Annotated in this window: 16 protein-coding genes; 8 read left to right on the top strand and 8 right to left on the bottom strand. The window is 72.8% G+C overall.

The genetic code is table 11. The features are described from left to right. Genes paaC through UO65_RS23795 form a run of 5 tightly spaced genes read left to right on the top strand, consistent with a single transcriptional unit; the run spans window position 1 to window position 3675 of the window. Window positions 1-921: a 1,2-phenylacetyl-CoA epoxidase subunit PaaC gene (paaC, locus tag UO65_RS23815; RefSeq protein ID WP_035286452.1), complete on the top strand. Its 921-nt coding sequence runs from the start codon at window positions 1-3 to the stop codon at window positions 919-921. Window positions 922-962: 41 nt separating this feature from the next. Beyond that, a complete protein-coding gene (gene paaD / locus UO65_RS23810) occupies window positions 963-1481 on the top strand; it encodes a 1,2-phenylacetyl-CoA epoxidase subunit PaaD (protein WP_052021698.1) in 519 nt (172 codons plus the stop codon). Between the two features lies 1 nt (window position 1482). Further along, a complete protein-coding gene (gene paaE / locus UO65_RS23805; protein WP_052021697.1) occupies window positions 1483-2562 on the top strand; it encodes a 1,2-phenylacetyl-CoA epoxidase subunit PaaE in 1080 nt (359 codons plus the stop codon). A 14-nt stretch (window positions 2563-2576) separates the two neighbouring features. Then, a complete protein-coding gene (gene paaI / locus UO65_RS23800; protein WP_324608981.1) occupies window positions 2577-3005 on the top strand; it encodes a hydroxyphenylacetyl-CoA thioesterase PaaI in 429 nt (142 codons plus the stop codon). 37 nt (window positions 3006-3042) lie between these two features. Beyond that, a complete protein-coding gene (locus tag UO65_RS23795) occupies window positions 3043-3675 on the top strand; it encodes a TetR/AcrR family transcriptional regulator (RefSeq protein WP_052021696.1) in 633 nt (210 codons plus the stop codon). Window positions 3676-3811: 136 nt separating this feature from the next. On the opposite strand, the gene UO65_RS23790 is transcribed toward UO65_RS23795, so the two are convergent. From UO65_RS23790 to UO65_RS23765, 6 genes are all read right to left on the bottom strand, one after another. Next, window positions 3812-4111, bottom strand: coding sequence for a hypothetical protein (locus UO65_RS23790; protein WP_035286551.1), 300 nt, complete (start codon window positions 4109-4111; stop codon window positions 3812-3814). After that, window positions 4104-4457: a DUF3253 domain-containing protein gene (locus UO65_RS23785; protein WP_084176190.1), complete on the bottom strand. Its 354-nt coding sequence runs from the start codon at window positions 4455-4457 to the stop codon at window positions 4104-4106. Before UO65_RS23785 ends, UO65_RS23790 begins: the two co-directional genes overlap by 8 nt. Before the next feature lie 122 nt (window positions 4458-4579). Next, entirely contained in the window at window positions 4580-6787 is a 2208-nt protein-coding gene (locus UO65_RS23780; protein ID WP_052021694.1) for a tetratricopeptide repeat protein, read from the bottom strand. Between the two features lie 100 nt (window positions 6788-6887). Then, window positions 6888-7982: an alpha/beta hydrolase family protein gene (locus UO65_RS23775; RefSeq protein WP_035286450.1), complete on the bottom strand. Its 1095-nt coding sequence runs from the start codon at window positions 7980-7982 to the stop codon at window positions 6888-6890. A gap of 265 nt (window positions 7983-8247) precedes the next feature. Further along, window positions 8248-8481 carry a hypothetical protein gene (locus UO65_RS23770; protein ID WP_035286449.1) on the bottom strand — a complete coding sequence of 78 codons (234 nt, stop codon included), beginning with the start codon at window positions 8479-8481 and terminating at the stop codon, window positions 8248-8250. Window positions 8482-8579: 98 nt separating this feature from the next. Then, a complete protein-coding gene (locus UO65_RS23765) occupies window positions 8580-9674 on the bottom strand; it encodes a phytase (RefSeq protein ID WP_035286448.1) in 1095 nt (364 codons plus the stop codon). A 167-nt stretch (window positions 9675-9841) separates the two neighbouring features. Here UO65_RS23765 and UO65_RS23760 point away from each other — a divergent pair, with 167 nt between their 5' ends. Then, a complete protein-coding gene (locus tag UO65_RS23760) occupies window positions 9842-11653 on the top strand; it encodes a glycoside hydrolase family 9 protein (protein WP_035286446.1) in 1812 nt (603 codons plus the stop codon). A 16-nt stretch (window positions 11654-11669) separates the two neighbouring features. On the opposite strand, the gene UO65_RS23755 is transcribed toward UO65_RS23760, so the two are convergent. Continuing rightward, window positions 11670-12266 carry a TetR/AcrR family transcriptional regulator gene (locus UO65_RS23755; RefSeq protein ID WP_035286444.1) on the bottom strand — a complete coding sequence of 199 codons (597 nt, stop codon included), beginning with the start codon at window positions 12264-12266 and terminating at the stop codon, window positions 11670-11672. A gap of 96 nt (window positions 12267-12362) precedes the next feature. On the opposite strand from UO65_RS23755, the gene UO65_RS23750 reads away from it, so the two are divergent. Then, the gene (locus UO65_RS23750) at window positions 12363-12815 is read left to right on the top strand and encodes a nuclear transport factor 2 family protein (protein ID WP_052021691.1); all 453 of its coding nucleotides are present in this window, start codon (window positions 12363-12365) and stop codon (window positions 12813-12815) included. Further along, window positions 12812-13657 carry an NmrA family NAD(P)-binding protein gene (locus UO65_RS23745; protein WP_035286441.1) on the top strand — a complete coding sequence of 282 codons (846 nt, stop codon included), beginning with the start codon at window positions 12812-12814 and terminating at the stop codon, window positions 13655-13657. The genes UO65_RS23750 and UO65_RS23745 overlap by 4 nt, the downstream gene beginning before the upstream one ends. 28 nt (window positions 13658-13685) lie before the next feature. On the opposite strand, the gene UO65_RS23740 is transcribed toward UO65_RS23745, so the two are convergent. Then, the gene (locus tag UO65_RS23740; RefSeq protein ID WP_161784504.1) at window positions 13686-15938 is read right to left on the bottom strand and encodes a tetratricopeptide repeat protein; all 2253 of its coding nucleotides are present in this window, start codon (window positions 15936-15938) and stop codon (window positions 13686-13688) included. Window positions 15939-16125 lie beyond the last annotated feature (187 nt).

The following is a 16125-nucleotide window of genomic DNA, read 5'->3' as shown; positions in this document are numbered from 1 at the left end:
GTGCACGCACCCGACGACCACGAGTCCGCCTACGCGGGGCTGCTGGTCAACGACGCGCACTGGGCCTTCGGCACCGACTTCGAGGACCCGCTGGCCGGGGTCGACACCACCATCCCCGACGGCGTCGACCCGGCCGTGCTCGCCCGGTACTGCCTCGCGCTCGGCGACGACGCGCTGGTGCTCTCGCACCGGCTGACCCAGTGGTGCGGCCGGGCCCCGGACCTGGAAGAGGACATCGCGCTGGCCAACATCGCCCTCGACCTGCTCGGCCAGGCCCGCCTGCTGCTCACCCGCGCCGCCGCCGCGGACCCGTCGTGCGTGCCCGCGCTGCCCGAGGGCTCACCGGTGCCCGCCGAGGACGCGCTGGCCTACTTCCGGGACGACCGCGACTTCGGCAACGTCCGCATGGTCGAGGTCCCCAACGGCGACTTCGCCGAGGCGATCGCCCGCCTGCTGCTGTTCTCCACCTGGCGGCTGGCCCTGTTCGAGCACCTGGCGGGCAGCGGTGACGCGGTGCTCGCCGCGGTGGCCGCCAAGGGGCGCAAGGAGTTGACCTACCACCGCGACTTCGCGGGCCGCTGGTTCCTCACCCTGGCGCAGGGCACCGAGGAATCCCGCCGCAGGCTGCTGGACGCGCTGGCCGGGCTGTGGCCGCTGTGGCCGGAACTGTTCCGCACCCACCCGGTCGAGGCCGCCGCCGCGGCGGCCGGGGTCGGGGTGGACCCGGCGTCGGTGGCCGCCGAGGTCGACGCGGTCCTCGGGCAGGTGTTCGCGACCTGCGGGGTGGACCGGCCGGAGGCGGCGCCGCTGGCGGGGGTGGCGGGCAGGTTCGGCCGCGACGGCGCGCACACCGAGGCCCTGAGCCTGCTGCTGGCCGAGATGCAGGTGGTGGCCCGGGCCCACCCCCGGGGGCAGTGGTGAACGACGCTGCAGTTGATCGCGGCGTAGTGGATGGCGCTGTAATGGCTGACGCCGTGGCTTCGACGCCCCTGCACCGCGCCCGGGTCGCCGCGGAGTCGGTGGTGGACCCCGAGCTGCCGATGCTGACCCTGGCCGACCTGGGCGTGCTGCGCGAGGTCCGGGTGGCCGAGGACGGGTCGGTCGAGGTGGCGATCACCCCCACCTACTCCGGCTGCCCGGCCATGGCCACCATGCGCGACGACCTCGTCCGCGCTCTGCACCGCGCCGGGTTCCCCGGCGCGCGGGTCCGGGTCGCGCTGCACCCGGCGTGGACCACCGACTGGATCACCCCGCGCGGCCGGGCGGCCCTGAGCGGGGCCGGGATCTCCCCGCCCGGACCGGCCCCGCGCCGCGACGCCCCGGTGGCGCTGGACCTGCTGGCCCCCCGGCGCCGCGTGCACTGCCCGCGCTGCGGGTCCGCCGACACCGAGCTGACCTCGGAGTTCGGTTCCACCGCGTGCAAGGCGCTCTACCGGTGCCGCGCCTGCCTCGAACCGTTCGACCACGTGAAGGAGATCTGAGGTGACGAGCACGCTGCCGGTGGCCTCCCCGACGCGCTTCCACACCCTCACCGTGAGCCGGGTCGACCACGTCGCCGACGACGCCGTGGCGGTCACCTTCGCCGTCCCCGACGACCTGCGCGCGGAGTTCGACTTCGCCGCGGGCCAGTCGCTGACCCTGCGCCGCGAGGTCGACGGCGTCGAGCACCGCCGCAGCTACTCGATCTGCGCTGCGGTGGGCGAGCCACCCCGCATCGGCGTCCGCGCGATCCCGGGCGGCCTGTTCTCCACCTGGCTGGCCCGCGAGGTCCGCCCCGGCGACGCGGTCGAGGTGCGGTCGCCTTCCGGCACCTTCCGCGCCGACCCCGAGGAGGGTGGGCGGCACCTGTGCGTCGCCGCGGGTTCCGGCATCACGCCGATGCTGTCCATCGCGTCCACGGTGCTGCGCAACCCGAAGAGCCACGTGACCCTGCTCTACGGCAACCGCACCACCAACTCGGTGATGTTCGCCGAGGAGCTGGCAGACCTCAAGGACGCCCACCACCGGCGGTTCGACCTCGCGCACGTGCTCTCCCGCGAACCGCGTGACGTCGAGCTGTTCTCCGGCCGCCTCGACGCCGACCGGCTGCGCCGCCTGCTGACCGCCCTGGTCCCGGTCGGCGCGCTGGACCACGTGTGGCTGTGCGGTCCGCTGGACATGCTCTCCGACGCCCGCGCCGTGCTCGCCGAGCTGGGCGTGGACCCGGCGAAAGTCCACTTCGAACTGTTCTACGTGGACGAACCACCGCCGAGGTTCCGGCACGCGGACACGCTCGCCGAGGGGATCACCAGCGACGTCACCGTGGTCCTCGACGGCCGCTCGACCACCGCGCCGCTGCCCCGCGACACCACGATCCTCGACTCCGTCCAGCGGCTGCGCGGCGACGTGCCGTTCGCGTGCAAGGGTGGGGTCTGCGGCACCTGCCGGGCGCTCGTCCGGGAGGGCGAGGTCGACATGGTCCGCAACTACGCCCTGGAAGCCGACGAGGTCGCCCGCGACTTCGTCCTCACCTGCCAGACGTTCCCCGTCGGCGACACCGTGACCGTCGACTTCGACGCCTGACCCGAGGAGCAGCGGTGAGCGAGACCCCACCGGACCGGGCCCGGGGCGACGCCGAGCTGATGTGGTCCGCCGACGCGGCGAGCAGGGCGCTGGGCATGCGCCTCGACGACGTCGGCCCCGGCTTCTCCCGGGTGTCCATGCGGGTCCGCCCGGACATGGTCAACGGCTGGGACCTGTGCCACGGCGGCCTCATCTCGGCGCTGGCGGACAGCGCCTTCGCCCTGGCCTGCAACACCCGCGGCACCGTCACCGTGGCCGCGGGCTTCCAGGTCGACTTCCTCGAACCCGCGCGGCTGGACGACCTGCTGGTCGCCGAGGCGCGCGAGGTGGTGCTGCGCGGCCGGTCCGGTGTGTACGACGTCACAGTCCGCTGCGGGGAGGCGGTGGTCGCCGAGTTCCGGGGCCGCAGCCGCTCCCTGGGCCGCCCGATCCCGCGTGCCTGACCCGGGCACCCCGCGCGCGGGGTGCGACACTGCCGACATGTCCCGAGCAGCCCACCCGCCCCGACCCGACGTCGAAGGCAGGCGCCGGGGCAGGCCGGGCTACGACCTGGAGTCCCTGCTGACCGCCGCGGCCACCCTGTTCACCGAAAGGGGTTACGACGGGACCAGCATGGAACACCTGTCCCAACGGCTGGGCATCACCAAGTCCGCGATCTACCACCACGTCCCCAGCAAGCAGGAACTGCTGCGCCTGGCCGTGGACCGGGCCCTGGACGGCCTGTTCGCCGAGGTGGAGAAGCTGGACGCGGTGGACGGCCCAGCCATCGACCGCCTCGAACAACTGGTCCGGGGCAGCGTCCGGGTGCTGGCCGAGCAACTGCCGTTCGTCACCCTGCTGCTGCGGGTGCGGGGCAACACGCCGGTGGAACGGGCGGCGCTGGCCCGCAGGCGCGAGTTCGACCACCTCGTCGCCACCCTGGTGGCCCAGGCGGCCCAGGAGGGCGACCTGCGGCCGGACATCGACCCGCCCACCGCCACCCGCCTCCTGTTCGGCATGGTCAACTCGATCGCCGAGTGGTACCGCCCGCACGGCGGAACCAGCCCCACCGCCCTCGCCGCCACAGTCGTCGCGGTGGCCTTCGAGGGCCTGCGCACCCGAGAACACCCCTGACGGCCGGTCACCCGCCGAAAGGCAACGCGCGGTCCCGCGCACAGGAACCGGCGCCCCCGGCGCGGGCGTCCCGGTCGTGCCTCAGTGCGGAGCAGGCAACCGCTGAACCACCCAGCCGGACGATCCCCGCCCGGCCTCAGCCCAACACGTCCAATCCGTGCTCCCAGCGCCGCCGCCGCTCGGCGGAATCCTGCTCCCACCACGGAGTCCCGCGCTCACCCAAGGCAACCTTGGCGGTGTGCACCCGCGCCCGCGCATCCCGCTCCGCCTCCGCGTCCTGCCCCCGGCGAGCCGCCCCGACGTCCCGGCGAGCCCGCATCAGCAGACTGCGCAACCGGGCCGCAGCCTCCTCCGGGATCTCCGGATCGGTGGCCCGCCACCGCCGCCCGTCGACCACGATGAAGCGCCCGTCCGGCGTGCGCTCCGGCTCAGCCACCCGCACTCCCGGGCAGCCGAATCCTGATCGGCCCCCGCCACTCCCCATCGGGGTCGAGCACCCGGTCCCCCTGGGTGAGCCGCACCCACCCGGCCCGGGACAGCTCCCGAGCCACCTCCCGGGCCTGCGGCAGCAGGGGCCGCCAATCGTCGGCCACCGCCCTGGCCGCGTCGGACGGGCAGGTGCTGGACCCCGCGCCCCGCGCGTGGGTCAGGGCGAGGATGGCGGCCCGCAGCCGTTCCAGCGGAGCCCCAGCGCTCAGCGCGGTCCGAGCCTGGTCGGCACCGGGGCCACCACCACCCCGGATGCGCTCCAGTTCCCGCTGCGGCGCGGGCCGATCGGTCATGCCACCAGGATCACACCGATCAGCCCATCCCGCCCGGTGGCTCGGAGGCTTTCCACGCGCCCGCATCAAGATCGTGCAGGCCGGGAACAGTTCACGTCGGACACCTTCTCGGTGTCCTGGAGTCATCCAGTGCCGGGGAGGTCTTCGATGTGCCGTTCAACCCGTTCAGCATCGGCAACGTGTCCCAGCTCCCGGAACAGTTCCGATGCCTCCCGCCATGCTGCGCGCGCCTCCTCGACCTCATCGAGTGCCGCGTGCGGGTGACCGAGCCGTTCGAGGACGCCGGCCACCGCGTATGCGCCGCCGCGGTTTCGATACATGTTCAGAGCTTCATGATAGTGGTGGATGGCTTGCTGGTGGTGTCCCCTGTGGTGATCGATGTAGCCGAGGCTGTCCAGCGTGTTCGCTTCGCCGTCGGGGTTGTCGTGTCTCCGGTGCAGCGTCAGGGCGGTTCGACAGTGGTCGTAGGCGGTGTCGTAGTCGCCCAGTCGGGCCGTGTGCCAGCCGACGGCGTTCAGCGCGATGCCTTCCCAGACCGGTTTGTCGATGCCGCGGTAGAGGTCGAGGGCGCGGCGCGCGTGCTTCAGGGCCATCGTGTTGTCACCACGCCCTTTCCAGACCAACTCCAGCGTGCGGTGGATGTGGGCTTGGTGGGTGGGGTGGCCTTCGGCAAGGACGAGGCCGTGGTGCAGGTGCCCGATGGCGTCCGCGTGGCGGCCGAGGGCGGAGTGGGCGAGGCCGAGTAGCCGGTGGGTGCGGATCAGGGTGGTGGGGTCGGGCAGGTGGACGGCGGCTTCGGCGGCTGCTCGCCACAGGGCGAGGAGGTTGTGGTGGTGCCCCTGCCGGTGGTGGAAGGTGTCCAGGCTCCAGGCCAACGCCCAGACCGTCGAATGCCACCGGTGGATGGTGGCCGTGTACTGGGCGGCGATCAGGCAGGCGTACTCGTTGTGCAACCAGGCCCACGCCGCCGCGATGTCGGGCAACGGATGGGGACGGTTCCCCACGGTGGACAGATCGAGCTGAGGGGGATCACGGTGGGGGTCCAAGAGCAAGTCCGCGGCACGGGCGGTACGGGTGTAGAAGTCGAGTACCCGGCGTAGCGCGGGCTTCCGCACATCCTCGTCGAGGTCTTCGGTGGTGGCGTAGGCCCGGACGAGGTCGTGCATGCCGTAGCGGCCACCGGGGGTGCGGTTGACCAGGGAACTCTCGACCAGTACGCGCAGCTCGGCGTGGGTCGCCCGCTCGGACATGCCGGTGAGGTGGGCGGCGGCCACCAGGCCGGTGTCGGGGCCGGGGGCGATCCCCAGCAGGGCGAACACCAGTCGTTGCCGGTCACTGAGGTGGCGCAGGGACCACGACAGCACGGCGGGGAGGCTGGCGGTGGGGTCCTCGGAGTCCAGGGCGTCCAAGCCCAGGGCGTGGAGCTCGCCGACGGCGTCGGCCAAGGGCAGGTGGGGTTCAGCGGCGGCACGGGCGGCGATCAAGCCCAGGGCAAGGGGGAACCCGCCGCACAATTCGATCAACAGCGCGATGGGTCGGGCTTCGGTGGTGGCGCGACCGGGACCGAGCGCGGTGGCCAACAGGGTGCGGGCCTCAGCAGTGGTGAGCACGCCGAGGTGGAGCGGACGGGCACCGCGGCGGGAGACAAGACCGGGCAGGTGGTTGCGACTGGTGATCAGCACGACGCAGTGGCGGCCGCCGGGAAGCAGCGGCGCGACCTGCTCGGTGGAGGCCGCGTTGTCCAACACCACCACCATCCGCCGGTCCGACACCAGGCTGCGGTACAAGGCGGCGCGTTGATCGAGGTCGGCGGGGTGGCGGTCACGCTCAACGCCCAACGCGTCGAGGAACCCACCCAGCACCTCCGCCGGGTGCGCCGGACTCCCGGCGGGGCTGAAGCCGCGCAGGTCCACGAACAACTGGCCATCGGGACACCGATGCAGGATGTGGTGGGCCCAGGCCAGCGCCAGCCAGGTCTTGCCAATCCCGCCGGTGCCCCCGATCGCGAAGATCACCGCCATGGGAGCTTCCCGTTGCCCATCCGACAGATTGCCTGCGACGGCGTCGAGGCGGTAATCGAGGTCGGCCAGGCAACCGGCACGGCCGACGAACCCATGCGGCGCGGGCGGCAACTGCCTCGGAACCGGCCGGGCGGAGTGACCGGGAGCGTGATGATGGTGGACACCGCCGGTGATGTTGTGGGCCTGCACCACACCCGTCACTGTCGCCGCGACCACCGAGTTCTGGATTCGGGCGTCTGCATCAGGCGGTTGTCTACTTGACGGATCTGGATCGCCGGGGCTTCCGCCGCCCAGGTTCTGGACCGTCATCGCCCACCTCCGCACTCTCGATGCCTTCGGATGGACAACACTAGGACTTGGTCCATGCGGTGAGCTTGGCGAACAGCGTCCCCAAGGTCATCTGGTGTCCTCAGTGGAATACGATCTCCGGGTTGGCGGGGCTGGGACCGGTGAGGAGGTCTCGGGGCCTGCCGCGCAGGTGCTGGTCGAGGAACGCCCGGGTGTACGCGCGGGTCAGTTCGAGTCCTCTGGCGCCGGTCAATGGCAGGTCCGGGAACAGGCCTGCCTGCTGCACCAGCAGGTCCAGGTCGGTGAAGGAGAAGTGGTCCGCGCCCGCCGCGGTCAGCCAGCGCTTCCAGCCGGTCAGCGCGGGCCAGGCCGCGGCCCAGCTCGGGTCCTGCGTCGAACCGGGGGAGTGTTCGTCCTCGGTGCCGAGCAGCAGGTACGGGCGGTCCCCGACCCCTTCGGCGGGCAGCAGGGGGCCGTCGAGGTTCACCCCGGCACGCACCCGGGGGTCCAGCCGCATCACCGCGGCGGTGGCCAGCCCACCCATCGAGTGCCCGACCGCCGCGACGCGCGTGCGGTCCACCCACGGCAGGTGCCGCAGGTGGTCGAGGACGAACCGCAGGTCGACCGCCCGGTTCGCGGCGACGGGCAGGGGGCCGACCCGCCCGGGCAGGTCGCAGGCCGCGCACGGCAGGACGCCCGCCGGGAACCGCACCCCCACGGCCTCGTACGCGTGGTCGACCGCGGCGACGACGTAACCGTGCGAGGCCAGGTCCTCGGCCAACCCCGTCATCGTGTGCCGGTGCACGGTGTAGCCGGGGGAGAGCAGGACGAGCGGGTGCCTGCCCGGTGCGGGCACGGCTTTCTCCCGCGACCACACCCGGGTCGAGGCCAGCACGGGCCCGGGCAACTCGTCGCCGAACTCCGCGTACCCGGTGAGCGCCGCGGCCTCGTCCTGGCCCAGGTAGGCAGCTTGCCTGCCGGAACCGGGGACGGCCGGGTAGAACACGGTCACCATCAGCCGCCGCGGGCCTGCTTCGGGCACCCACGGGTCGGCCCGGGTCCGGTCCACCAGTTGCTCGGTGTGCCGCCCGACCGCTGAAAACCCGGTGGGGCGGGGGAGTTCCAGCCGGGGCGAGGCATGGGCAGGCACGGCCACCAGCGGGGCGAGGACGGCGGCGGTGGCCAGCGAGGCCACCCACTTCGTTGTTGTCCGCATGGCCCCAACGGTGACAGCGCCGACGGCGCCTCGACATCGGGACAAACCCCGGTTTCGACCCCGGGATGCCCTCACCATCGGACGAGCCCTTCCGCCCCCGTGCCACCGGAGCACTCGCGCTCATCGTCTCAACGAGTCGCCGCGCGCCCCGGAGCGGGACACCGCCCGTCGCCGTCGAGACCGCGATGCGCGACCGCTCCTCCTCGGACCGGGACTCGACGCTGCCGCGAAGGTGCTCGTGGTCGCGGGTTGTCGTAGCGGGTGATCATGACCTCGGGGCAGGTCGGTGGCGGTTGCTCCGCTTGGGTTCTGGGGTCTTGTTCGGGTCGGGGTCGCGTTCGACGGGGTCGGTCAGGCGCTTGGTCTCGAGGCCGGTGCGCTGTGCGCGCAGGGCCATCCCCGCGTCGTGGGTGATCAGGTGCGGTCCGGTTACCCCGTCCTCGTCGTGCAGGTTCTCCGGCCCCAGGAAATCCAGGACCGAGCGCAACGACGCCACCATACCGCCGACCTTCCTCCGGGAGGTGGTCAACCGCAGGAGCGGGGCCGCGCGGCGGGACCGCGGTGATCACCGGCTGTTCGGGGGGTGCCTGCGCCCGGTCACCAGCGCAGGAAGGCGAACCCGGTGCCGTCGGGGCGTTCTCCGTCGTGGACCACCAGCAGGTTCAGGCGCCCGGTCACGATGGCCGCGCCGTCGGAGTGCTCGACGCCCTCGACGCGGAAGTCCCGCAGGGCGTGGAAGTTTCCCGTCCGCTGGTACAGCACGAACCGCGAGTCGCCCTGGCTCGAGGCGATGAGCTTGTCGCCGGTGATGGTTAGCCCCTCGGCGTCGGCTTCCAGCCACCGCCCGCCGAAACCGGGGTTCGGCCCGGCGGCGGCGCACTCCTCGGTCTGCGGGTCGTAGACCTGCGGCGCGCCGAACGTGCGCACCCTGTCCACCAGCTTGGGCTCGCCGAAACCGCCTGCGCGCAGCGGGATGCGCCAGATGCCGACGTCCTCCTGCGCGGCGTACAGCACCCCCGCGCGGGAGTCGATCACCATGCCCTCCACCTGCGGGTCGTCGCCGGGGTCACCGCACGGGGACCACGTCGTCCCGTCGGGGAGGGTGAACCGGTTCGGCAGGTCGAGGGTCGCCGCCACGCGCGTGTCGACGGTGCGGCCCTCGACCACGTGCAGCAGTGCGATGCGGGTCTCGCTGCGCCTGCTGGTGACGACCACGTCGCGGCCCCCGACGGTGCCCGCCGCCAGGCCGTAGGCGGTGTGCTGCTCGTCCACCTCGGCTTCGGAGGCGGAGAACACCGGGCGGGCGCCGGGGGAGGTCACGTCCCGCACCCCCGCGGCGGACACCCGGTAGGCCCGGACCCGGTCCCGGCCGCGGTCGCTGACGAACGCCAGGTCGCCGAGCACGTCGACGTTGTTGAACCGCCCCGGCTTCGCCTCCGGTGTCGGCCCGGCGGGCGCCGGGACGACACCGAGCGTGCGACCCCGCAGGTCGAACGCCGCGAGCCCGCCCTCCTTCAGCGTGCCGAGGACGACGCTGCGCTCCACCCCCGCGGGGTTGACCCAGATCGCCGGGTCGTCGGCGTCGGCGGGCTCGGCGAAGGTCTGCGTCACGGCGGTCGGCGTGAGCACGGGGGGCGCGGCGGGCACCCCGGTCAGCAGCAGCGGGACCACGGCGAGGGCGAGTGGGGACATGATCGGAACGTACGAGGTCCCGGTGTACGCGGGGTGAACGCGACGTGCGCGGTGGGTCGTCCCGAGCCGACCACCCGGTGCCACCGGTTGCCCGCACGCCGGTGGGGCCGGTCCTGTCCCCACGCCGTCTCGTGAACCGCCCGTCGAGGTGCGGACGTACTCTGGACATGTCCAGGCCCGTGCTGTGCCTCGCTGCCGCCCTGCTCGCCACCTGCGCGGCGGCGTGCGACTCGCCCACCCCGTCGCCGACCGGGTTCGTCCGCGTCGACCAGGTCGGGTACCGCACCGACGAAGCCAAGCAGGCCTTCCTGATGGGTTCACCCGGTGACGCGTCCTTCCGCGTGGTCGACGAGTCCGGGCGGACCGTCCTCGACGGTGTTGCCGGTCCGTCGACCGGTTCCTGGAACACCGGGTTCCCCGTGGTCCGGGCGCTGGACCTCTCGGCCCTGCGGACCCCGGGCAGCTACCGGGTCCTCGCCACCGGGGCGGAACCGTCGCCGGTCTTCCGGGTCGGCTCGGGTGCCGAGCTGTTCGGCCCCCAGGTCGCCGCGAACGTCCACTTCTTCCAGGCCCAGCGCGACGGCGCGGACGTCGTCGCGTCGATTGTGGACCGCAGGCCCGCGCACCTCAACGACGCCGCCGCGACCGTGTACGAGGTCCCCCGCTACGACGAGTCCGGGGACGAACTGCTCGACGAGCGGCTCACCCCGACCGGTGGTCCGGTCGACGTCTCCGGGGGCTGGTTCGACGCGGGCGACTTCCTCAAGTTCACGCACACCGCCGCCTACAGCACCGCCCTGCTCCTGCTGGCCCAGCGGGACGCCCCCGCGGGCGGCCCCGAACTGGCGGCCGAGACTCGGCACGGCCTGGCGTGGCTGGACAAGGTGTGGGACGACTCGACCGGCACCCTCCACGCCCAGGTCGGGATCGGCGCGGGCAACGAGGACGTGCGCACCGACCACGACGCCTGGCGGCTGCCCGAAGCCGACGAAGCACCCGGTGCGGACCCCGCGCTGACCCGCAGGCCGGTGTTCCGCGCCGCCGACCCCGGTCAGCCGATCAGCCCCAACCTGGCCGGGAAGGTCGCCGCAGCCTTCGCGCTGGCTGCCCAGACCACCACCGGCGAAGCGGCGCTGCGCGCGCTCGACAAGGCGGCGAAGGTGTACGACCTGGCCGACCGCGAGCCGGACGCGCTGGTCACCGCGTACCCGCACGCGTTCTACCCCGAAGCGTCCTGGCAGGACGACCTCGAGTTCGCCGCCGCCGAACTGGCCCTGGCGGGCCGGGCGCTCGGCGACCCGCGCACCGACGGCTGGGCGCGCGACGCCGGGCACTGGGCCGCGGACCACCTGGCCTCCGACGCGCTCGGCACCCTCGGCGTCGGCGACGTCAGCGCACTCGCCCACGCCGACCTGGTCAAGCTCTTCGACACCGGCACCGCAGCCGCCGAGACCACCCGGGACCTGCTCACCGACGACCTCGCCCGCCAACTCGACGACGGCGGCGCGCGGGCCGTGGGGGACCCCTTCCGCGCGGGCACCGACTACCTCGAGTTCGACGCCGTGCCGCACGCCTTCGGCCTCGCCACGACGGCGCTGCTGCACCAGCGGGCCACCGGGGAGGACACCTACGCCGCGTTCGGCACCCAGCAGCGGAACTGGGCGCTCGGCGCGAACCCGTGGGGGTCGTCGTTCGTCATCGGCGCGGGCAGCGTGTACCCGCGCTGCCCCGAGCACCAGGTCGCGAACCTCACCGGGCAGCAGTTGACCGGCGCCGCGGTCAACGGGCCGAACCGGGCGGACCTCTTCACCGAGCCCAACCGATTCCCGACCATGCGCCCCTGCGCGTCCGCGGACTTCACCCGCTTCGACGGCCACGGCGCCCGCTTCGTCGACGACGTCGGCGCCTGGCAGAGCGTCGAACCCGCCGACGACTTCACCGCCACGGCGTTGCTGGCGTTCGCCCTGACGAGCCGCTGACCCCGACGACCTGCGCTCACCCGCGCAGGGCGCGCACGATGTGGTCGGCGAGGCGGTCGAGGTAGTCGGGCGGGGCGGGGGCCTGGCGGACGGTCAGCCGCCAGTAGACGGGGGCGGCCACCAGGTCGAGCGCGAGTTCGAGGTCCAGGTCGGCGGGCAGCTCGCCGCGGTCGATCGCGCGGCGGAGCGGGACCGCGCCGAGGGCGCGGCGGGGTTCGCCGATCGTGGCCGCGATCGCCCCGGCCAGCGTCGGGTTGCGCGTGGCCTCGGCGACCAGGTCGGGCAGGATCGTGGCGAAGCGGGGGTGGGTCACCCAGTCCCGGACCGCGCGCAGGGTCGCCAGCAGGTCCCCGCGCAGCGAGCCCGTGTCGGACACCTCGGCCTGCGCCACGCTGAACTCCGACAGCACCGCGATCACCATGTCCTGCTTGGACGGCCAGCGGCGGTACAGCGCGCTCTTGGACACCCCCGCGCGCTTGGCCACCGCTTCCATGGACAGCCTGCCGTAGCCGCGCGCGGCCAACTCGTGGAGCACGGAGTCGGTGATGGCCGAGGTGATGTGCGGCTGGAGGAGGGCGGCGCCCGTCGGGGCGCGCCGGGTGCGCTCGGTCATCCCCGGAGCCTACCGCTGGACGAGACGGTACCGTCCCGTTTAGGGTTAACGACGGGACGGTACCGTACCGTCCACTCTCGGAGCAGGAGTCGAACCATGACCACACAGGTGCGCACAGCGAGCGACCTCTTCACCGAGTCGCTGCGGTTGCTGCTGGCCAAGGACATGGCGGGCTACGCCGCGTTGTGGGCCGTCGACGGCGTCATGGTGTTCCCCTTCGCCACGGCGGACTACCCGGCCCGCCTGGAAGGCCGCGCGGCCATCGCGGCCTACCTGCGCGGTTACCCGGACCTGCTGGACGTTCAGGAGATCACCGAACAGGTGGTCCACCGCACGGGCGACCCGGACGTCGTGGTCGCCGAGTTCGAGGCAGCGGGCGTGGCAGTGGCGACCGGCACGCCGTACCGGATGCGCTACGTCGCGGTGCTCACCGCGCGGAACGGTGAGATCGCCTCCTACCGCGACTACTGGAGCCCCTTGGCAGCCACGGAGATCCTGGGCGGCCTCGACGAACTCAAGGCTTTCGCCGGTGAGGCGTCGAAGGCATGAGCACACCGTCGACAGTGCTGGTCATCGGCGGCACCGGCACCACCGGCAGCCGGGTCGCCGCCCTGCTGCGCGAGCAGTCAGCCGCAGTGCGCATCGGCACGCGGAAACCCGACGATCCCGGGCAGGTCCGATTCGATTGGGGCGAGCAGGCCACACACGGTCCCGCGGTGGCCGGAGCGGACCGGGTCTACCTCCTCCCGCCGGTCGGGGTCGCCGAGCCCGCGCCGCTGGTCGAGGGCTTCCTCGCCGAAGCGGCACAGGCGGGCGTGCGGCGGGTGGTGCTGCTCAGCTCCTCCGCGGTGCCGGACGCCGACTCCGGGCCGGGAGCCCTGCCCCCGCTGGTCCGCGCGGCGGTGCCGGAGTGGACCGTGCTGCGGCCGTCCTGGTTCATGCAGAACTTCCTCGGCTCCCACCCCGTCGCGGCGGGCATCCGGGACCACGGGGAGATCGTCACCGCGACCGGGCCCGGCCGAGTCGGGTTCGTCGACGCCGCCGACATCGCCGCGGTGGCCGCGGTGGCCCTGCTGGACCCCGCACCGCACAACACCGATCACCTGATCACCGGCCCCGAAGCCCTCAGCTACGCCGACACCGCCGCGATCATCACCGAAACCACCGGCCGCGCGGTCGAACACCGAGCCGTCAGCGCAACCGAGATGATCACCCGGTTCACCGACACCGGCATGCCACCGCGGTTCGCCACCATCCTGGCCGACCTCGAGACCGCCATCCGCCAAGGCGCGGAGGACCGCGTCACCCCCACGGTGCGAAACCTCACCGGCCACCCCGCCCGATCATTCCGCGACTTCGTCGCAGCCAACCGGGACGCCTTCTCCCCTTGACACCCGATACGGGGGAACGCGTGCGCCCTCACACGAAGCGGGCAGGCCCGGGTCCCTCTGCGGCAGGACCCCCCGACTCCGAAGCCTTCCGGCGTTCGGCATCCGCTTCGGCGTACCGCCCCCGGGCGGACAGCGCATCGGCGAGGCGCCGCCGGGTGATCACCGTGTGCGGGTGCTCAGGGCCCAGCAGGTCGGTCTGGGCGTCGAGGACCGCGCGGTAGTCGGTGATCGCTTCGGACAACCGGCCACGGAGGTGGTGCAGCAGGGCGACCTGGCTGGCTGTGATCAGCGTGGAGGGGTGGCGCGTCCCCAACGTCGCCAGGCGTGCTCGCAAAACGGAAGTGGTCTCGGTTTCCGCGCCATCGATGTCGCCGAGGCCCAGCCGGACAACACCGATGAGGTGTCGGGTGGACAGGGTGTGCCTGTGCTGCGGGCCGAGGTGTTCCGCCTGGATGGCGGCGATCTTGGTGTACTGGTTCTCCGCGGCGATCAGCTCGCCCTGGTCGTGGAGAACCCTGGCCCAGCGCTGCCACGTGCTGAGGGTGCGCACGTCGGTGGTGCCACTGACCTCCCTGCGCACGGCGAGCAGGGCCCGGAACTCGGCTTCGGCCTCCGCCAACCTGCCCAGGTCGTGCAGCGCGTAGGCGAACTGGTGTCGGGTCGGCAGTGTCAGCAGGTCGTCCATGCCGACCGTCCGGCGCCGGATGTCCAGGACCCTGCGGTACTCGTCGAGGGCGATGTCGTACCGGCCCATCGCGTGGTGGGCGCTGGCCAGGCAGTGGTACGCGTCCACGGTCAACGCGTCGGTCTCGCCGAGTCGGGTGACGCTCAGCGCGACGATGGCCGTGAGTTCGTCCGCCGCGCGGTCGTAGAGGCCGAGTTCCCGCAGATTCCTGGCGCACGCGGTGGCGACGCGGACGACGTCGCGAACGGCTCCCGGGGAGAGCGCCTCGGGCACGGCCATCCGCACCATCCACAGGACGTGCGGGGTGAGTGATCGCCAGAACGGCCACCGATCGGGATCTTCCGGCGACTCCAGGTGCTCCGCCTCCACGGCTTCGGCGGCAGACCTGGCGCAGACCTCGAGGTAGCCGGGTGCCGTACCGTCCCGGCGGGCGCGACGCCTGCCGATCTCGCGCACGAGCGGGTGGATCTCCACCCACGGTTCGGTGGTGTCCCCGCCCTCCCGGACCAGGTCGATGAGCCCCACGTTCGCCAACTCGGTCAACACCTTCCAGAGCTGGACCGCGCCGACACCGCAGAGCTGGGGGTGCCTCGTGACCACCGCAGGCTCCAGCAGTGTCCGGACCGGGATGGCGCTGTCACCGAAGTGGCACAACAGGCCCAGCAGGGGACGGGCCCCGGTGTGTCCGAGGCGGGTCAGCAGATCGATCGACAGGTCCCAGGTCCTCGCCAGGTCCTGGGTGGGCTCGTCGTCGGCGAGTTCCCCCGTCTCCAGCACCCCCGCGTAGTCGGCGAAGGTCCTGACGGCCACGCTCCAGGGAACCTCGTTCGCCTCCGCCAGGTAGGCGCCCACCAGCCTCAAGGCGAGGGGCAGACCGCCGAGCCGGGTGGCGAGCGACTCGGCGTCCTCCCGCGCACCTGCTCTCCCCCCGGTCGCATCGATCAGCACCTGAGCCGCGTCAGGCGCCGCCAGTCCCCCGACCCGCAACGGCAGGCACCACGAATTCCACGTGAAGTGATCGCCGTACCGGCTGGTCACCAGGACCGCGCCGAGGTCGGACCCGACCTCCCGCCACCAGTTCGCGCCCTCGCGCAACGCGGGCACACCGCCGAGGGCCGCCGGGTCGTCGGCATTGTCGATCACCAGCAGCCACCGGTCGTGGTGTGCTTCCAGCAGGCTCCAGACCAGGTCGGCGGCGTTGGCCCCACCGCCCCACGCCTGCTCGATCGACCTCTGCTCCGCGCCCAGGCGCACCGCGACCTGCCGCATGCCCGCCTGCAGGTCCGTCTCGGTGGCGCCGCTGACCCACAGGACGGTGACACCGCGCTCCAGCGCCCGCCTCGCCAATGCCAGGGCGATCGTGGTCTTCCCGCAGCCGCCCAGACCGTGCAGCAGAGCGACCCGATCCGGTCCTGGACGCAGCAGCACCTCCAGTCGGGTGAGCGTCTGGTCTCGACCGCGAACCGGCAGGTCGAGCTTGCCGAAGGGCGGTCGCACCGGGGGCACCGAGCCAGGCGACAGGCCCGGCACGGTCTCGAACCGCACCCCACCGGTGATGGTGTGGGCTTGGACGACCTGCCTCGCTGAACCATCCATCTCGTTGCGCATCCGACCGCCACTGTCGCCCAAGCCGAACACCGTCCGCAAGTACCTGGTCACCCTGGAGGGCGAAGGGGCTTCTCGCCCGTGCGGCAGTCCCAGATCGCCGCCGGCGTGCCGGGTCGACGACGCGGGTGGGCTGTGACAGAGGTCCCCAGCAGGTCGGCGGGTGCTCGGCGGGGGC

It is taken from the genome of Actinokineospora spheciospongiae (assembly GCF_000564855.1).
Taxonomy (GTDB): Bacteria; Actinomycetota; Actinomycetes; order Mycobacteriales; family Pseudonocardiaceae; genus Actinokineospora; species Actinokineospora spheciospongiae.
Note: the sequence above shows the minus strand (reverse complement) of the source record. Positions and strands in the feature narration are given on the sequence as shown.